The sequence below is a fragment of the Thermomonas brevis genome, from assembly GCF_014395425.1.
In the GTDB taxonomy this organism is placed as follows: Bacteria; Pseudomonadota; Gammaproteobacteria; order Xanthomonadales; family Xanthomonadaceae; genus Thermomonas; species Thermomonas brevis.
The window spans coordinates 748,970-766,780 of the sequence record NZ_CP060711.1 but is presented as its reverse complement, the minus strand read 5'-3'; the positions used below and the strand labels follow the sequence as shown (position 1 = coordinate 766,780).

The following is a 17,811-nucleotide window of genomic DNA, read 5'->3' as shown; positions in this document are numbered from 1 at the left end:
CGTCCCGCGCGGGACGTATAATCTCGCACCTTTTCGAGTGGCCGTGGCATGTCCCTGCAACAACCCAGAGTCGCTAGCCCCAGAGTGGGATTTGTCAGCCTCGGCTGCCCCAAGGCGCTGGTGGATTCCGAGCGCATCCTCACCCAGCTGCGCGTCGAAGGCTACGACCTCGTGCCGACCTACGACGATGCCGACGTGGTGGTGGTCAATACCTGCGGCTTCATCGACAGCGCGGTGGCCGAGTCGCTGGACGCCATCGGCGAGGCGATGGCGGAGAACGGCAAGGTCATCGTCACCGGCTGCCTCGGCAAGCGCGCCGACGTGATCCGCGAGGCGCATCCGGGCGTGCTCTCGATCAGCGGTCCGCAGGACTACGCCAGCGTGATGGACGCGGTGCACGCGGCGCTGCCGCCGAAGCACGATCCGTTCGTGGATCTGCTGCCGGACTACGGCCTCAAGTTGACGCCGAAGCACTACGCCTACCTGAAGATTTCCGAAGGCTGCAACCACCGCTGCAGCTTCTGCATCATCCCGTCGATGCGCGGCGACCTGGTGTCGCGCCCGGTGGACGACGTGCTGCGCGAAGCCGAGAAGCTGGTGCGCGGCGGCGTCAAGGAACTGCTGGTGGTGTCGCAGGACACCAGCGCCTACGGCGTCGACCTGAAGTACGCGCCGCGCCTGTGGGGCAGCAACCTGTACGAGACGCGGATGAAGGCGCTGTGCGAGGGCCTGTCGGAACTCGGCGTCTGGACGCGCCTGCACTACGTCTACCCGTATCCGCACGTGGACGACGTGATCCCGCTGATGGCCGACGGCAAGCTGCTGCCGTACCTCGACATCCCGTTCCAGCACGCCAGTCCGCGCGTGCTCAAGCTGATGAAGCGCCCCGGCGCGGTGGACAAGACCCTGGAGCGCGTCCAGCGCTGGCGTTCGATCTGCCCGGAGCTGACCCTCCGCAGCACCTTCATCGTCGGCTTCCCCGGCGAGACCGAGCAGGAGTTCGAGGAGCTGCTGGATTTCCTCGACGAAGCGCAGCTGGACCGCGTCGGCGCGTTCGCCTATTCGCCGGTGGACGGCGCCAAGGCCAACGACCTGCCCGATCCGGTGCCGGAAGAAGTGAAGCAGGAGCGCCTCGCCCGTTTCATGGAGCGGCAGGCGGCGATTTCCGAGGCGCGCCTTGCGGCCAAGGTCGGCACCGTGCAGAAGGTGATCGTGGACGCCATCGACGGCGACCTCGCCATCGCCCGTTCGATGGCCGACGCGCCGGAGATCGACGGCCTGGTACAGGTGCAGGACGGTCGCGAGGCCGGGCTGGTGCCGGGCGAGTTCGCCCACGTCCGCATCATGGGCAGCGACGAACACGATCTGTACGGCGAAGTCGACTACACGGCCTGATCACGCCGCAGCCCCATACTGCGCCGTCCCATCGTCGGAGCGCGGTCATGCGGCAAACCCCACTGTTCGGCCGGCTGGCGAAATGGGCCTCCAGGGCGTCGGGGCGGCCGATGGCGTTCATCCTGGCGCTCTCGGCCGTGGTCGTGTGGATCGTCACCGGGCCGATCTTCGGATTCAGCGACACCTGGCAGCTGGTCATCAACACCGGCACCACCATCGTCACCTTCCTGATGGTGTTCCTGATCCAGAGCTCGCAGAACCGCGATACCGAAGCGATCCAGCTGAAGCTGGACGAGCTGATCCGCGCCACCCGCGGCGCGCACAACAAGCTGATGGACCTGGAGGAACTGGAAGAGTCCGAACTGGACGCCGTGCACGAAAGCTACGCCACGCTGGCCAGGAACGCGCGCGACTGCGGCGACGAAGCGGAGGAGTGCGGCACGCCGGAGGTGAAGGACGCGCTGGCGGAACTGAAGCAGGCCGAGGCGAAGCTGGAGGACGTGACGGATGGCGCGCCGGGGAAGCACAAGCCCGTCGCCGCGCAGCGGGGCGCCTGACGGCTGCGCCGCCTACGTCGCGGGATAGGACACGTCCACGATGGCGAAATGCGCGATCCCGCCGGGCAGCTCCACCCGCACTTCGTCGTCCACGCGCTTCTTCAGCAGCACCCGCGCCAGCGGCGCATCGATGCTGATCCAGCCCAGCTTCGCGTCGGTTTCGTCCGGGCCGACGATGCGGTAGCGCGACAGCTCGCCGTTGGCGACGTCCTCCAGCTCGACCTGCGCGCCGAAGAACACCGCCTCGCGGTCGGCCGGCGCGGCATCGACCACGCGCAGCGCTTCCAGCCGCTTGCTCAGGTAGCGCACGCGGCGGTCGATCTCGCCCAACTGCTTCTTGCGGTAGGTGTATTCGGCGTTCTCGGAGCGGTCGCCCTCGGCGGCGGCGGCCGACAGCGCCTTCACCACTTCGGGCCGGCGCACGCGCCACAGCTCGTCCAGCTCGGCCTTCAGCCGCGCGTGGCCCTGCGGGGTGATCAGCGCGGTGCTCTTCTCGGCGGGAGGTCGCCAGCGGCTCATGCGGGCATCGCACCCTGCGGCGTGGCCCCGGGCGTGCCAATCCGTGACGGGCGATGGAAGTAGTACTTGCGCTGCCACACCACGAACAGCAGCGCCGCGCCCAGGTAATACGGGGCGCTGGACGCGCCTCCCGGCAGATTGCCGCCGCCGATGCCGGGGAAGGTCGTTTCCAGGATGCGCGCATGGGTATTGGCGCTCCAATGCAGGAAGACGGCGGGCCAGACGGACCCTCCCGCGCGCGGCACCAGCCAGACCAGCAGCAGCGACAACGTCAGGCAATGGGCGGTGAAGCCCAGGGTGGAACGCAGCGAGGAAAACACGCTGTCGTAGAACGCCGGGAGGTGCCAGACGGCCCAGATGAGGGCGACGACGAGCGCGGTCAGGAACGGCGACATGCGGTTCAACAGCCTTGTCTGGAGATAGCCGCGCCAGCCGAACTCCTCGGCGAACGGCCCGGTGATCCAGGCCGTGGCCAGCATCGCAAGGAAGCCGGCGTCGAACGCCGGGTGGAACGTGGCGGGCAGTTTTCCCGCAGCGCGCAACGCCATCCACCCGAGCCCGAGGCCGAGCGGGATCAGGTAGCCGATGACGATGAAGCGCAGCGACCCCGCGACGCGCAGGGTGCGCCGGCCGAACTCGCGAAGCCCGTCCCGGCCGCCTTCGGCATAGCTGGCGGCAAACCCGCCGAGCGTGCAGAAGAGGGCGGTGTACCAATACAGCGGATTGTCCTCGCTCATGAAGATGTCGCACGCCCAGACCGGAACGAACGCCACGAACAGGAACACCAGCAGCCCGCGTTGATGCTTGCTCATCAGGGAGAACCTTGAGGTTGTAGAGGAGGGGGGAGCTCAGCGCCTGCCGAAGATGCCGCCCAGGATGCCGCGCACGATCTGGTTGCCGATCTGCCCGCCGTACTTCTTGCCGGTCTTGCCCATCACCGATTCGCCGATGGCGCTGCCGACGCTGCGGCCGATCGAGCCGCCGACGTTGCCGGTGGTCCGCTTCGCCACGCTCTGCACCATGCCTTGGCGGCGCTTGGTGCCGAACAGGAACTCGCTCATCTTCTGGCCGAAACCGCCTTCCTCCGCCTCGCTGGCGGCGGGCGCGTCCTGGCTGGCCTGCTGCACGCGCGCGGCCAGCAGTTCCGATGCCGATTCGCGATTGATCGCGGTGTCGTATTTGCCGCCCACCGGGCTGCCGGCGCGCACCTGCTGTCGCTCGGCATCCGTAATGGCGCCCATCCGGCAGCGCGGCGGCGCGATCAAGGTCTTCTCGACCGGCATCGGCACGCCCTTGTCCAGCAGCATCGACACCAGCGCCTCGCCCACACCCAGCTGGCCGATGGTCTTCGCCACGTCCAGCCCCGGGTTGGCGACGAAGGTTTCGGCCGCCGTCTTGACCGCCTTCTGGTCGCGCGGCGTGTAGGCGCGCAGCGCGTGCTGCACGCGGTTGCCGAGCTGGCCCAGCACGTTGGCCGGCACGTCGTCCGGGAACTGCGAGCAGAAATACACGCCCACGCCCTTGGAACGGATCAGGCGAACGACCTGCTCGATGCGCTGCTGCAACGCCGCCGGCGCGTCGTCGAACAGCAGGTGCGCCTCGTCGAACACGAAGACGAGCTTGGGTTTCTCCAGGTCGCCCACTTCCGGCAGGTTCTCGAACAGCTCGGACAGCAGCCACAGCAGAAAGCTGGAATACAGGCGCGGCTTCAGGATCAGCTGGTCGGCGGCGAGGATGTTGACCACGCCTCGACCATCGTAGGTGGTGCGCATCAGGTCGGCCAGCTCCAGCGCCGGCTCGCCGAAGAACAGCTCCGCGCCTTCCTGCTCCAGCCGCAGCAGCGAGCGCTGGATCGCGCCGATCGACTGCGTGCTGACCAGCCCGTAGGAGGTGCTGATGTCCTTGCGCTCCTCGGCGATCAGGTTCAGCAGCGCGCGCAGGTCGGCCAGGTCGAGCAGCAGCAGGCCGCGGTCGTCGGCCAGCTTGAACAGGATGTCCAGCACGCCGCTCTGGGTGTCGTTCAGTTCGAGGATGCGCGAGAGCAGGGTGGGGCCCATCTCGCTGACCGTGGTGCGCACCGGATGCCCGGCCTTGCCCCACAGGTCCCAGAACACCACCGGCGCGGCTTCGTTCCTGTAATCGGCGATGCCCATCTGCTCGATGCGCGCCTGCAGTTTCTCGTTCGACGTCCCCGGCATCGCGAGGCCGGCCACGTCGCCCTTCACGTCGGCCAGGAACACCGGCACGCCGAGCCGGCTGAAGCCTTCCGCCAGCGTCATCAGCGTCACCGTCTTGCCGGTGCCGGTGGCGCCGGCCACCAGCCCGTGGCGGTTGCCGTACTTCGGCAGCAGGTACACGCTGCCGCTGGTTTCGGTGGTGATGGCCTTGCCGACGAGGATCGGATCCATGGGCGCTTCGTCAAAATGAATGGTCGCCGGATTCTATGCGATGGCGCGCGCATTCATCGGCCGGCGCGGGTTGCCGCCGCGCGGCCGGCGCGGCTACCCTGCCAGCCCCCTTCGCCAAGCCCGCGCCTGATGCCCCTTCGTCCGTTGCCCGTCGTTGCCACGCTGTCCCTGTCGCTGCTGGCGGCGCTGTCCGCCCCCGCCGCGCAGGCGCAATCGAAGCGCGACCGCGCCGCCGCCGCCGAATCCCGGCACGACCAGGCCGCGGTGGCCGTCCTGCAACAGCGCATGGATGCTGCCGAGAAGCGCTATCGCGACGCGATGCTGGCCGAGGACGAGGAAGCGGCGGCCACCGCCACCAGCGCCTCGCTGACCGAAATGAAGGCCGTGGTGGACGCCTGCGCGAAGCAGCGCGGCTGCTCGATGGACGCCATGCTGTCCACCTACGAGCGCCTGCTGAAGGCCGCCCCGCAGTTCGACGACGCCGTGGCCGACGACGGCGTCGACGATCCCATCGACGAGAGCAATCTCGACGACGCCGACGTTCCCGATACCGCCAACGCCGCCTCGTTGCTGAGCGAGGAAGGCCAGCGCTTCGTGAAGATGGTGCAGTTCAACCCGGCGGTGCAGGCCGGCATCCGCCGCTGGCTCACCGACATGCGGCCGTCGCTGATGGACAGCTACGAGAACTACCGCTACATGCAGCACCTGATGTCGCCGGCGTTCAAGCGCCACGGCCTGCCGGAAGCGCTGCTGTTCGGGATCATGGCGAAGGAGTCCAACGGCAAGGTGCACGCCGGCTCGCGCGTCGGCGCGGTGGGGCCGCTGCAGTTCATGCCGGCCACTGGCCGCCGCTTCGGCCTGGGCAACGACGGCACCGGCTTCGACACCCGCTACGACCCGGCGGCCTCCGCCGACGCCGCGGCGCAGTACCTGACCGAGCGCATGGCCCAGCTCAACAACAGCATCGAACTCTCGCTGGCCGGCTACAACGGCGGCGAAGGCCGCGCCCTGCGCGTGTTTCGCGACACCGGCGGGCGCAGCTTCTGGGACATCGACGTCTACAACCAGTTCCCGGCGGAAACCAAGGACTATGTGCCGATGGTGATTGCCGCCGCCTGGCTGTTCCTGCACCCGAAGGACTACGGCATCCGCTGGCCGCGCATCAGCGCCCGCCCGGCCACCGTCACCCTGTCGCAGCCGGCCTCGCTGTACGAACTCACCATCTGCCTTGGCAACTGGGGCTCACGCGACGGCTACCTGCGCGCCCTGCGCAACCTCAATCCGCGCTGGCAGCCCGACGAAACCCTGCCGGCCGGCACCGCCCTCAACGCCACCAGCCGCATTGCCTGGCTGTACCGCTTCAACTGCACCCGCGGCAAGCGCCTGGAACTGGCAAGGCAGTTGATCGCCAGCGACGTGCGCTCCGCGCTGGTACGGGTGGGTGACCCGATGCCTGCCGGCGCTGCGACCGCTACTGCGTCGGCACCCGTCGCTGCGCCGCCGCGCGCTCCGGCCAAGCCGAAAACCTACAAGGTGCAGCGCGGCGACACCCTCGGCGGCATCGCCCGCAAGCTGCAATGCGACATCGGCGACCTGGCGAAGGCGAACAAGCTGAAGAAGCCGAGTTATGCGATCAAGCCGGGGCAGAGTTTGAAGCTGGACGATTGCGACTTCTTTCCTGTAATTCGGACCAGCCAGAAGTAGAGGATTCGGCGACACTCAGGTCCCAGAGAGGTCCGCCGCCATGAAAGAAGCCTAAGTTCACTGAGGAGCAGATCGCAGCAGGCCGAGAGCGGCACGACGGTCAAGGAGGTCTGTCGCAAGATGCGGCATCAGCCAAGCTACGCTCTATGCTTGGCGCAAGAAGTTTGGCGGGCTTGGAGTGGCTGAGTTGCGCCGGCTGCGCCAGTTCGAGGAGGAGAGCTGCCAGCTCAAGCAGTTGGTCGCCGATCTGAGCCTGGACAAGGTCATGCTGCAGGACGTTCTAGCAAAAAAAGCTCTATAAACCCGCACAGCGCAAGACGCTCGCGGGCCATCTGATCGATCGTTACCAAGTTGGCGTGCGTCGCGCCTGCGATGTAGTTCGAGAGAGTCGCTCGGTATAGGTGCTGCCAATCCGGGAAAACGATGATGCGCCCTGCGGCGGCGGATCAAGGATATCGCGGCCACACGCGTCCGCCGGATCTTCGTACTCCTGCGCTGGAAGGTCAACCATAAGCGCGCGTACCGGTTGTATTGTCAGGCCGGACTCAACCTGCGGCGCAAGCGGCCGCATCGACGCAAGGCCGCGGTGCATCGCTTGGAGTGCAAGATGCTGACGGCCCACAACTTAGGTCTGGAGTATGACTTCGTCGCTGACGCCCTGTTCGATGGGTGTCGTTTCCGGGCAATGACGGTCGTGGATAACTTCACCAAGGAGAGCCTAGCCATCGAGGTCGACCAACAGCTCAAGGGTGGGGACGTCGTGGCATGATGGAGCGATCACGCCACCAGCGTGACCTGCTACAACGCATCTAGACCGACAGCGGCAGCGAGTTCATCTCAATTATGACGGATTGTTGGGTCTACGATCATGGCGTGGTCGATGGACTACTCACTCCCCGGCAAGCCCACCGACAACCGTTTATCGAGTCGTTACAAAGGCAGTTTCAGGGACGAAAGCCTCAACACTCACTGATTTCTGCCGCTCGACGATGTCCGCCGGAAATAGATAACTGGAGGCTCGATTACAACCATTTCCGGATGCACTCCTTAAGATGGCCTGCCAGCCGAGTTCACCGCGCGATTCACCTCTCAACCCAAGGCCGAATTTCCAGTTCTGCCCGGGTCTCAATGCAGGGAGAAAGTCGGGTTTTATGTGAATGTGCCGTTCAGTGCCTACAATTGGAGCCTGTGCGTATAAGCAGGCCGTGTTGAGAATCGGCAATCGCAACATCGCGACATCCGTCTGAGTTGATATCGCCAACTGCAAGGCCGTCAGGTCTGTAATGAGATGTTGGCCATCCCGTCAGTGACACTGAAATCAAGGTTTCAGGCTCAAAGCCGTTCGGCCCTTGAAGATAGTAGCCCATGGAGAAAAATCCACCATGTAGGGTAATGATGTCATCCAGGCCATTTCCATCAAGATCGGCAATGGTTACGGGTTCCGGGATGTCGTATGAATCAAGAATCTGGTCTAACTCGTAACTGCCGTCAGGTTTGGCCAAGAAGACGCCGATGCCGGCTGGTCGATTCGATGCCAAACTTGTGACGACATCCCGTCGGCCGTCTCCATTCAGGTCTCTTGCATCCACACCCCAGGCCATCCAAGGCCAGTTATCGGATGGTCGGCGAGGAAGCGTGTACGGCGTGGCATCCCTGAATGCGCCGTCACCTTGGTTCAACATCAGGTACCAAGACCCCCAGCCTTGGCCATTAGTCATTACCAAATCTGGCCTATTGTCTTGATTCATGTCGCGGGCAATAATTCTGTTATAGCCGGCAAGAGGTGTCATAATTTCCTTGTAGCGTGACAATTCACTTTTTCCATTGCCCCTATACAGCACGGCGCCAGTGTTCCACGTTTGTGCTATTACGTCTATTTTCCCGTCGCTGTCAAAATCGGCAGCTACAACAGATGAAAAATTTCCTAATTCATTGATAATTGTAACATCGAGACTGTTAGTGCTGGATTGGAATTTGGCGACGGATAGTCCGTCTTGATGGGCGACGATAATTTCTTGCGCCCCATCATTGTCCAAATCACTGATAGTCAAACTAGCTTGCATCCAGCCTGCATGGTCAAGGTATGCGGCTTGGATGGGGGCGCCGAGAGCTCCGTTTGATAGTTGCGGGAAGACCATGATTTGGCTTGTCAGATCGGGGGTTGAGGCCTCTGAAATCAAAGACGATGCAGTGATCACAACATCAAATCGGCCGTCTCCCGTGATATCGCCAATCGCAACTGAATCGGCCGAATAAAGACCCTCTTGATTGGGCTGTTGCGGGGGATACTGCTGAAGAGGGTTGAAGCTGAAACTTTTATTCACGGAATGATTGGAGGGAGTGGTGTTCCCGCTCCCATTTTCATGGCCTGTTGTGGTTCCCTTTTTTCCGTTCCCCCCGCCTCCACAGCCGGCTAAGGAAAGCACGATGAGGCCGATAATTCCGAATCGAAAAAAATCTGGCCATTCGTGCCTTGGCATAATATTCCTTGTCTTTCCTTGGGGTTGCTGGGGGGTTATTGATAATTTAGGAGTTTTTGTCAATTAAGTGTAATCTTGATGTATTTCCTGCGCTGCCGCGAAGGTCGGTGTAAGTTGCTTGAGATTTTTTATGGGTGAAAATTGAAAGCCATCGCGCGGCGGTATTCAATGTTCAAGCCAAGTCGGGTGAAAGAATAGCAAAAGAAAGCTCCGAAAGTGGGTGGCTGGAAGCATGGGGCGGTTTTTTTTTGATCACCTATAAGGCAGCAAGGTCCGCGTCTCTGTAGGCCTCGTCATTGTCCAATACTTGATTGAGCGGTAGCGTCAATTGCGCAGCGCTAACCGCTGTCCCAACTTCACGCGCGTTTCCGCTTTCAGCACGAGCTCCAACGTGGCCACACCCTTCGGCAGCAGCACGATCACCGTGCTGCCGTAGTTGAACCGCGCCATTTCGGCGAAGCGCTCCAGCGTGATGCCCTTGCCGCGGTAGTCCTTGCGCGTGACGGCATCGCCATAGGCGGGGATTTCCACGCCGCTCCACACGGTTTCCACGCCGGACACCAGCAGCGCGCCGACCATCACCTGCACCATCGGGCCGAAGTCGGTGTCGAAATGGCAGACCAGGCGCTCGTTGCGGGCGAACAGGCGCGGCACGCCAGCCACGGCATCGGTGCCGACCGAGAACAGCCGGCCCGGCACGTGCACGGTTTCGCGCAGGGTGCCGGTCCATGGCATGTGCACGCGGTGGTAGTCGCGCGGGGACAGGTAGACGGTGGCGAACACGCCGTCCTTGAACGGCGCGGCGTCGGCCTCGCTGCCCAGCAGTTCGGCGGCGGTGAAGCCCTGGCCCTTGGCTTGGAAGATGCGGCCGTCGACGATGTCGCCGCATTGGCTGATGCGGCCGTCGGCGGGCATCAGCAGCGCGTTCGGGTCGGGGTCGGGCGTGCGCGCGCCCGGCTTGAGGGCGCGGGTGAAGAAGGCGTTGAAGCTGGGATAGGCGGCGGGGTCGGATTCCGCCGCTTCGGACAGGTCCACGCCGAACCGGCGGGTCACGGTGTCGATCAGCCACTGCTTGAGCGAGCGGTTGGTCGAATAGGCCAGCCGGCGCGCCAGCGAGGACAGCAGCCGGTGCGGCAGGACGTAGGTGAGGGCGGTGACGGGGCTCATCTGGCGGTCTTGGTCAGGGTTTCGAGGTCGGCGGCAATCCCCTTCACGTCGAACGGCGGCTGCGCCACGCCGGCCATGCGAGCCTGCGGGTCCAGCAGCACCAGCGCGGCGCTGTGGTCGATGCTGTAGTCGGCCGGATCGTCGCTGGGGCCGGGCACCTTCATGAACACCAGCGACAGCGAGCGCGCGAACGCTTCCAGTTGCGGCAGCGGCGCGGTGGCGGCCAGCGTGTCGGGATGGAAGGCGTGCGCGTACTGGGCCACGAGCTGCGGAGTGTCGCGCTCGGGATCGGCGGACACGAACAGCACGCGCGGGCGGCTGGCTTCCGGCATCGACGCCCATTGCTTCTGCGCGCCGGCCAGCTGCGCCAGCGTGGTGGGGCAGACGTCGGGGCAGTGGGTGAAGCCGAGGAACACCACCGTCCAGTGGCCTTGCAGCGTTTCCGGCGTCAGCGCTATGCCGTTCGCCTGCTGCAGAGAGAACGTCGGCAGCGTGCGCGGCGTCGGCAGCAGGGTCACCGCTCGGGTGGCGGGCAGGGCGGGCGCGGCCGGCGCATGCGCGCGTTGCGAAACCCAGAAGCCCACCCCCGCGGCCAGCGCGGCGACGAGCAGCAGGGGGACGATGCGTCTGGACATGAACGTCTGGAATGAAGGCGGGCCGCCATGATACCGGGGCGCCGCCGCTATACTTCACGGCCTTGCCCGCGTGTCGCCGCCATGTCCCAGGAACTGCAGACCATCATCGACCTGATCCGCTACGGCGCCAGCCGGTTCAACGCGGCGGGCCTGACCTTCGGCCACAGCTTCGACAACGCGCTGGACGAAGCCACCCAGCTCACCCTGCACGCGCTGCACCTGCCGCACGACCTGCCGCCCGCCTACGGCAACGCCCGCGTCACCGAGGCCGAGAAGGAAGACGTGCTGGGCCTGTTCCTGCGCCGCATCGAGGAGCGCATCCCCGCCTGCTACCTGACCGGCGAGGCGTGGTTCGCCGGCCTGAGCTTCAAGAGCGACACGCGCGCGCTGGTGCCGCGTTCGCCGATCGCCGAGCTGATCGAAGCCGGCTTCCAGCCCTGGCTGGGCGGCCGCGAGGTGCGCCGCGCGCTCGACCTGTGCACCGGTTCCGGCTGCATTGCCATCGCGATGGCGCACTACAACCCGGACTGGCATGTCGATGGCGTGGACATCAGCGACGACGCGTTGGCGCTGTCGCGCGAGAACGAAAAGCGCCTGCACGTGGAAAACGTGCGCTTCGTGAAGTCCGACCTGTTCTCCGGCCTGACCGGCGAGCGCTACGACTTGATCGTCACCAACCCGCCCTACGTCACCAACGACGAAACCGACGCCCTGCCGCGCGAATACGCGCACGAGCCCGAACTGGGCCTGCGCGCCGGTGACGACGGCCTGGACCTCGCCCTGAAGATCCTGCGCGACGCCCCGCTGCACCTGACGGAAGACGGCTTGCTGATCTGCGAAGTCGGCGAATCCGAACGCGCGCTGGTCGAACTTCTGCCGGAACTGCCGCTGGCCTGGGTGGAGTTCAAGGTCGGGCAGATGGGCATCTTCGTGGCCGAGTGCGCCGATTTGATCGAGCACAACGCGCGGATCGCGCAGTTGACGGATGCGCGCGGGGCAGGGCGGGGAGCTGGTGACAGTCTGTTCTGACCACTGCCCACGTGGCATGACGGCATTGCGTTTCGCAATCAGCGCACAAAGCCAGCAAGATCGAGGCGTGCGGGCATCCGCGCTTCCGCACCCATTGCAATCGTTTGCATAAGCCGATCCAATGCGCGACTGCGCGTGTAGTGCAGTGGGGGGCACCGCGTGTTGCATTTCCCGCTTCAAGTCAAACACTGCCAGCCAAGGGTATGCGAAGTGAAAGATCGCCTTTTCAATGCCGATCGCATCGTTGGACTGTTTGTTTCATTTGCACTGCTTGTCGTGTTGGCATGGTGGAACCTTGGTGCGGCGCATGCGCAGGTGCCGGATTATTCGCAGTGCATTGCCGACGCACTCGGCAATTCGAGAGATGTGTGGTGTCTTTCGCCCAAGGAGGCCTATACAGGTGGGCGAAATGCTGCCTGCGAGCGGAATATCCTCTGGTATGAATTGGGGGCGCTCAATCGGAACTCTCGGGAACCGGTATGTAGCGTTGGATCTGCTGGCGCTGACACGAGGTCTGCTGCAGGTGATCCGCACCGACAACGGCAAGGAGTTCTGAGGCAAGACGATGGTGGCGTGGGCGCACACGCGCGGTGTGCAGCTGCGCCTGATCCAGCCGGGAAGGCCGACCAGGACGCCTACATCGAGAGCTTCAAGGCTGGCTGCGCGACGAATGCCTCAACGAGCACTGGTTCCCGACACTGCTGCACGCCCGCACCGAGATCGAGATCTGGCGGCGTGAATACAACGAGGAGTGACCGAAGAAGACCCTGGGCGGTCTGACGCCGGCCGCCTATGCCCAACAGCTAGCGGCCAAAGCCGCTACGATCAAACCCGGACTCTAAAGAGCTCCGCTACTGAAGGCGAGGGGACGTCTTCAGCATTCAATTGCACGAAAGCTGGATTCATACACATGCCGACCGTTGACCGCTAGCATGTAGCGTTGCAACTTTGCCTGAACTTTGGCAAGACATTCGGCCTGTCGATGGGAGGACAAGGGATGGATATGGTTGGCCAGAAAAGTCGCGGATTGGCGTGATTTGTGCGCCATATGCGTGTGCGACTTAGATCTCTGTAGGTATCTTCCCCGCGGCTTGCGGCGTGCCAACTTTGCCGTTGCTCTTGATTTTTCGTACTTCGCGGCAAGTCGCTAGCGTATTTGATTGACCGCATTTTCCAGATAGTCGATACGGATTGGTAGGGGTGAAAAATGGTAAGCAATCAAATTCTTGCTTCATTCTGGAAAGTACTAGGAATGAGTATGTTGCTATTTTGGATGCAGCCACTGCACTCACAAGGCTTGCCTCCAAGTGCTCCTCCAAGCGCGAATGATTTCTGCCTTGATGCTCAAACTTGCTATCCGACTGTGGAGCAAGCTGAAGAGGTCATACGGCAGTGGCCTGATATATGGAATATATGGTCGCAAATCAAGTTTGTAGGTACAGAGTACTATGGCGGAGATACTGTTCTTCGGCGTTATCGGGCTGAGCAAACATCAGCTCCTGCGTCGGTCCAGCCGCTAGTTTTTTCCTCAATAGGTGTATGTGAGGAGGGGTGTTCTTCAGAGCAGGAAGCGATTGCTTCAATTGTAGAATGGGAAACTCAAGCAGTTGCTGGGTACTGTGAAATTGAAAGCATGAATCTAAATGCGGGATCTTACGTTGTTTCGGAGATGTCCTCCGTGGGTGTTGAAGAGCGCTGGATAAGTTTCAACAATCCTGATCATAATCTCACTCGACGAGTTGTATCGCATATTGTTTGCGACGGAGTTCCCGCGCCAGTCAGAAATTTTTATATCAGTAAGACTCAGCGCTTTACTTGCCCGGCTCAGTTTTACCTATATCCGTATCGGGTCAGCTATAACGACCCGCCTGATTATGATCCGAGATGGCAGCAGGTTTATGATTCTGGAGAATGGTGCCAAAGGTATGGCGAAGTGCCAGTCCAAGTGCGCATTCGACAGCGTCCCTCATGTCAAGTGGGACATCCCTGCCACCCATCATCCGGCGATAAGTCACGAATTGAAACTGATTTTACTTTTGCAGGGCAGAGTTTCTCTCGTTTTTATCATTCGCTCCGCCAGGTGAGTTACGCTGATGGGGTTGGGCATGGTTGGACACATTCGTTTCAGACCAGAATAGCCGCAGATGCGACTATGCTGATAAGTGAAGATGGGTATTATTCTCCGCTGGAAGCCGTCGGTACCAATCTATTTCGAATTCAGGGTAGCCAGAATACTTACATTGAGCGCCTTTCGTCCGGGGAGTATAGGTTTTTAGCAGAAGATGGTAGCGAAAGTATTTTTGGAAGCGATGGATATCTGACTTCTAGAACATATCAGGCGGACCCGACGAGAAATGTCGTTCTTGAGTATGCCCCCGATGTGAGCCCCAAGCAGCTTGCTCGTGCCGTAGATTTTACGGGTCGATCAATTGCGTTCGAGTATGAAGATGGTCGACTTTCGGCTATTTCCCTTCCGGATGGCCAGTTGATTAGCTATCGGCGTGACGAGAGAGGGAACTTAACGGAAGTCGATTCTGGCGGCGGCTTGATAAAGAAATACCATTATGATGAACCTGACTTGGCGCCTACTGGAAGCTTAGGCTTGCTAACAGGTATTACTTATGAATCTGGTGATCGGTATGGCACTTTTGAGTACGATGGATATGGACGAGTTGTAAAAAGCGTACTTCATGGCGCTAACGGTCCAACTGAAACAACTGAACTGAGCTACGTTAGTCAAAATAGTACTGTTTTGCGCGATATGCATGGCAGCATTCGTACTTACAACTACGGCGGAAGCAATTGGCGGAAACCACTTTCGATAAGCGATCAGAACGGGGTTGAGACTTGGTCATATGATGCATCTGGTCGCCCATTGACATATACGGATATCGCAGGAATTCAGACGCGCTACAACTACAGCAATGCCCAGCTCAGTTCTACCGTTACCGCATATGGGGCGGCTGAACAACGAACTGTTAGTACGATCAGGGATAGGGTAGGTAGGTGGCTAGAGCAAACTATTTTGGACGCCGATGGCAACATCGCCTCAAAAGATAGTAGGTCTTACAACGCCCGCGGCCAGGTCCTGACTGCAACAAAAACAGACCCTGTTTCCACGAATTCCCGTACCACGACCACGATTTACTGCGAACAGGCGGACGTGACAGCTGGGACATGCCCACTAGTGGGCCTGGTGTTGTCGGTGGATGGCGCGCGCACTGATGCCGCTGACACCACTTCGTATACGTACTACGCCAGCGACGATGCGAGTTGTGCGGCTGCGCCCTCCACTTGCCCGCACCGCAAGGGCGACTTGTGGAAGGTCACCAATGCACTAGGACATGTGACTGAAACGCTCTCCTACGACGGTGCGGGCCGTCCGTTAGCCGTCAAGGATCCAAACAGCGTCATCACCGATCTGCGCTATGACCAACGCGGACAGCTAATCCTACGCAAGGTGCGCGGCGGTTCGGATGCGGAGTCTCGCATCACTCGCATCGCCTACTGGCCCACCGGACTGGTGAAGCGCGTTACCCAGTCGGATGGCAGCTACACCGTCTATCACTACGATGCGGCCCAGCGCCTCATCGGCATCGACGACAATGCCGGTAACCGCATCCGCTACACGCTGGACAACGCCGGCAACCGGATCAAGGAAGACACCCGCGATCCCAGCGGCACGTTGACCCGTCGCCTGTCGCGCGTGTACGACGAACTGGGTCGCCTGCAATCGCAGGCCGACGCCTACGGCCATGCAACGGGCTACGCCTACGACGCCAACGCCAACGCCAACGCCACGTCCACCACTGATGCCCTCGGTCGCCAGACCGCTAACGTCTACGATCCGTTGAACCGACTGGTTGCCACCTTGCAGGACGTGGGCGGTATCGAAGCGCAGACGCAGTTCACCTACGACGCGCAAGACAACCTGACCCGTGTCACCGATCCAAAGGGGGTGAACACCGATTACGCCTACAATGGCCTTGGCGATTTGACCCAGCTGACCAGCGCGGACACCGGCATTACGCAGTATGGCTACGACGGCGCCGGCAACCGCAACAGCCAGACCGATGCGCGCGGCAAGGTGCAGACCTATGCCTACGACGCATTGAACCGCGTGGTTCAGATCACTGGGCCTACGCGGAAGTACTTCTACGACAGCGCCAACAGCGCCGTCTGCCAGACGGGGGAACGCTCGAACAAAGGTCGGCTCTCCGGCTTCAACGATCCTAGCGGCACCACGCGTTACTGCTACAACCGCTTCGGCGAGCTGACCCGCAAGGTGCAAACCACCAATGACGTTGTGTTCACCACGCAGTACGGGTATGACAGCTATGGCCGGCCGATCTCCACGACCTACCCGGATGGTGCGGTGCAGGACGCGATTTACGACGCCAACGGACAAGTAGTGGAGCTGGGCATCACCCCCGCAGGCGGTGCCCGGCAGGTTGTCCTGACCGGTGTCACCTATGCGCCGTTCGGCCCGGCGACAGGTTGGCAGTACGGTAACGGGCGCATTCTGTTGCGTAACTTGAACCGCAACTACCAGCCGGATGCTGTGCATGACGCACAAACAGGCGGCTTGTCGCTGGGCTATGGCTTCGATGCGGTGGACAACCTGGCAATGTTGCAGAACGGCGCGCGAACCCAGAGCCTAGCCCAGTACAGCTATGACGCCCTGAACCGTCTGAATCAGGTCATGGACGGTCCGACCGGGACGCCGATCGAGACCTACGCCTACGATGAGACGGGCAACCGCACGAGCGTGATCACTGCTGGTGTGACCACAGCCTATACCTATTCCACAGGCGGACACCACTTGGACAAAGTGGGAGCGGTGGTACGGACCTATGACGCCTCGGGCAACACGATGAAGATTGGAGGCAACGCGCGGCAATTCGTGTATGACAACAGCGGACGTATGACACAGGTCAAGGCAAACGGTATCGTCACTCGGCAATACGAGTACAACGCGAAAGGCGAACAGACCCGTGCCTACCTCGATACGGACAGTGCCTACTTCGCGTATGACGAGGCCGGTCATTTGCTGGGAGAGTACGACACCAGTGGCGCGCCCAAGCAGCAGATGTTGTGGTTCGGTGATCTGCCCGTGGGTGTGTTGGCGGGGTCAGGTGCAAACCAGCAGTTGCATTACATTGAGCCAGATCACCTCGGTACGCCACGCGTCATTATCGATGGTGTGCGCGATGTGCCGATCTGGATGTGGTCCATCACCGGCGAAGCGTTTGGCAATACGCCGCCCAATCAGGATTCGGACAACGATGGCATAGTCTTTGACTTCGATCTGCGTTATCCGGGACAGCGGTACGACCAAGCCGCTGGGCTCAACTACAACTACTTCCGCGATTACGACCCCAACACTGGACGCTATGTTGAGAGCGACCAGATTGGATTGAATGGCGGGATTAGCACGTTCGCTTATACTTCAAATAATCCACTTGGGTTCAGTGATCCAACGGGCTTGGTCAAGTGGAAGGGGGATTTCTTATTTGGCGAGGTATCGCTGGGCGTAAAGAAAATATCCGCGTTCTCAATCAGTAATTTGAAGCTGGACTTGAAAAGTGATTGTGTGGCAGGGAAGAGGGTGAGTGCGATTGTGTCGGGATGGAAAAAGGAATTTGGAGTTGATGCAAATATTCTACCGAACGTGGTGCTGATCGGCAGCGTTGAGATGGGAGATGGCACCCCGACCCCATCAGCTAATAGCTTGCTTGGCGTTTTGCGTTTCAAGTCTAGCGGCGGAATTGGCTCTGCCAATGGCAGTGTCACGGCAGGTATTGCCAAAGGGAAATTTACCTCGAAAGGGACCAAGGTCACTAATATAGATTTCGAAGCGAAAGGCGCGTTAGCGACGCCTGCAACAATAGAAAATTGCAATTGCACACAATGAGGG

The 17,811-nt window shown here is 61.5% G+C and carries 11 protein-coding genes and 2 pseudogenes; 7 read left to right on the top strand and 6 right to left on the bottom strand.

Features of this window, described 5'->3' with window-relative positions:
• The first annotated feature begins 48 nt into the window (after window positions 1–48).
• Entirely contained in the window at window positions 49–1,395 is a 1,347-nt protein-coding gene (gene rimO / locus H9L17_RS03525; RefSeq protein ID WP_187570980.1) for a 30S ribosomal protein S12 methylthiotransferase RimO, read from the top strand.
• 47 nt (window positions 1,396–1,442) lie between these two features.
• Window positions 1,443–1,952: a low affinity iron permease family protein gene (locus H9L17_RS03520; protein WP_187570979.1), complete on the top strand. Its 510-nt coding sequence runs from the start codon at window positions 1,443–1,445 to the stop codon at window positions 1,950–1,952.
• Between the two features lie 12 nt (window positions 1,953–1,964).
• Here H9L17_RS03520 and greB read toward each other — a convergent pair whose 3' ends face one another.
• From greB to H9L17_RS03505, 3 genes are read right to left on the bottom strand one after another with little or no spacing between them, the layout of a single operon-like run.
• Window positions 1,965–2,471, bottom strand: a complete 507-nt coding sequence (gene greB / locus H9L17_RS03515) for a transcription elongation factor GreB (protein ID WP_187570978.1) — start codon at window positions 2,469–2,471, stop codon at window positions 1,965–1,967.
• Window positions 2,468–3,283: a CPBP family intramembrane glutamic endopeptidase gene (locus H9L17_RS03510; RefSeq protein WP_187570977.1), complete on the bottom strand. Its 816-nt coding sequence runs from the start codon at window positions 3,281–3,283 to the stop codon at window positions 2,468–2,470. Before H9L17_RS03510 ends, greB begins: the two co-directional genes overlap by 4 nt.
• Window positions 3,284–3,319: 36 nt before the next feature.
• On the bottom strand, window positions 3,320–4,879 hold the full coding sequence (locus H9L17_RS03505; RefSeq protein ID WP_187570976.1) for a helicase HerA-like domain-containing protein: 1,560 nt from the start codon (window positions 4,877–4,879) through the stop codon (window positions 3,320–3,322).
• Window positions 4,880–5,008: 129 nt separating this feature from the next.
• On the opposite strand from H9L17_RS03505, the gene H9L17_RS03500 reads away from it, so the two are divergent.
• The gene (locus H9L17_RS03500; RefSeq protein ID WP_187570975.1) at window positions 5,009–6,583 is read left to right on the top strand and encodes a transglycosylase SLT domain-containing protein; all 1,575 of its coding nucleotides are present in this window, start codon (window positions 5,009–5,011) and stop codon (window positions 6,581–6,583) included.
• A gap of 71 nt (window positions 6,584–6,654) precedes the next feature.
• A pseudogene (locus H9L17_RS03495) lies at window positions 6,655–7,630 on the top strand (IS3 family transposase); the annotation flags it as partial.
• A 119-nt stretch (window positions 7,631–7,749) separates the two neighbouring features.
• On the opposite strand, the gene H9L17_RS03490 reads toward H9L17_RS03495, so the two are convergent.
• The 3 genes from H9L17_RS03490 to H9L17_RS03480 all read right to left on the bottom strand — a co-directional run bounded on the left by H9L17_RS03490 (window position 7,750) and on the right by H9L17_RS03480 (window position 10,865).
• Window positions 7,750–8,907: an FG-GAP repeat domain-containing protein gene (locus H9L17_RS03490; RefSeq protein WP_187570974.1), complete on the bottom strand. Its 1,158-nt coding sequence runs from the start codon at window positions 8,905–8,907 to the stop codon at window positions 7,750–7,752.
• Window positions 8,908–9,387: 480 nt separating this feature from the next.
• Window positions 9,388–10,230 (bottom strand): archaetidylserine decarboxylase, encoded by an 843-nt coding sequence (gene asd, locus H9L17_RS03485; protein WP_187570973.1) that lies wholly within the window; start codon window positions 10,228–10,230, stop codon window positions 9,388–9,390.
• On the bottom strand, window positions 10,227–10,865 hold the full coding sequence (locus H9L17_RS03480) for an SCO family protein (protein ID WP_187570972.1): 639 nt from the start codon (window positions 10,863–10,865) through the stop codon (window positions 10,227–10,229). Before H9L17_RS03480 ends, asd begins: the two co-directional genes overlap by 4 nt.
• An 81-nt stretch (window positions 10,866–10,946) precedes the next feature.
• Between H9L17_RS03480 and prmB the strand changes: the two genes are divergently transcribed.
• From prmB to H9L17_RS03465, 3 genes and pseudogenes are all read left to right on the top strand, one after another.
• Window positions 10,947–11,894: a 50S ribosomal protein L3 N(5)-glutamine methyltransferase gene (gene prmB, locus H9L17_RS03475; RefSeq protein ID WP_246455156.1), complete on the top strand. Its 948-nt coding sequence runs from the start codon at window positions 10,947–10,949 to the stop codon at window positions 11,892–11,894.
• Between the two features lie 487 nt (window positions 11,895–12,381).
• Window positions 12,382–12,736: pseudogene (locus tag H9L17_RS03470) on the top strand (transposase); the annotation flags it as partial.
• Between the two features lie 431 nt (window positions 12,737–13,167).
• Entirely contained in the window at window positions 13,168–17,808 is a 4,641-nt protein-coding gene (locus tag H9L17_RS03465; RefSeq protein ID WP_187570970.1) for an RHS repeat-associated core domain-containing protein, read from the top strand.
• Window positions 17,809–17,811 lie beyond the last annotated feature (3 nt).

What these genes read in the sequence shown, in the direction of transcription:
- rimO (WP_187570980.1), top strand. Translation starts at nt 49, where the DNA reads ATGTCCCTGCAACAACCCAGAGTCGCTAGCCCCAGAGTGGGATTTGTC.
- H9L17_RS03520 (WP_187570979.1), top strand. Translation starts at nt 1,443, where the DNA reads ATGCGGCAAACCCCACTGTTCGGCCGGCTGGCGAAATGGGCCTCCAGG.
- greB (WP_187570978.1), bottom strand. Translation starts at nt 2,471, where the DNA reads ATGAGCCGCTGGCGACCTCCCGCCGAGAAGAGCACCGCGCTGATCACC.
- H9L17_RS03510 (WP_187570977.1), bottom strand. Translation starts at nt 3,283, where the DNA reads ATGAGCAAGCATCAACGCGGGCTGCTGGTGTTCCTGTTCGTGGCGTTC.
- H9L17_RS03505 (WP_187570976.1), bottom strand. Translation starts at nt 4,879, where the DNA reads ATGGATCCGATCCTCGTCGGCAAGGCCATCACCACCGAAACCAGCGGC.
- H9L17_RS03500 (WP_187570975.1), top strand. Translation starts at nt 5,009, where the DNA reads ATGCCCCTTCGTCCGTTGCCCGTCGTTGCCACGCTGTCCCTGTCGCTG.
- asd (WP_187570973.1), bottom strand. Translation starts at nt 10,230, where the DNA reads ATGAGCCCCGTCACCGCCCTCACCTACGTCCTGCCGCACCGGCTGCTG.
- H9L17_RS03480 (WP_187570972.1), bottom strand. Translation starts at nt 10,865, where the DNA reads ATGTCCAGACGCATCGTCCCCCTGCTGCTCGTCGCCGCGCTGGCCGCG.
- prmB (WP_246455156.1), top strand. Translation starts at nt 10,947, where the DNA reads ATGTCCCAGGAACTGCAGACCATCATCGACCTGATCCGCTACGGCGCC.
- H9L17_RS03465 (WP_187570970.1), top strand. Translation starts at nt 13,168, where the DNA reads ATGCAGCCACTGCACTCACAAGGCTTGCCTCCAAGTGCTCCTCCAAGC.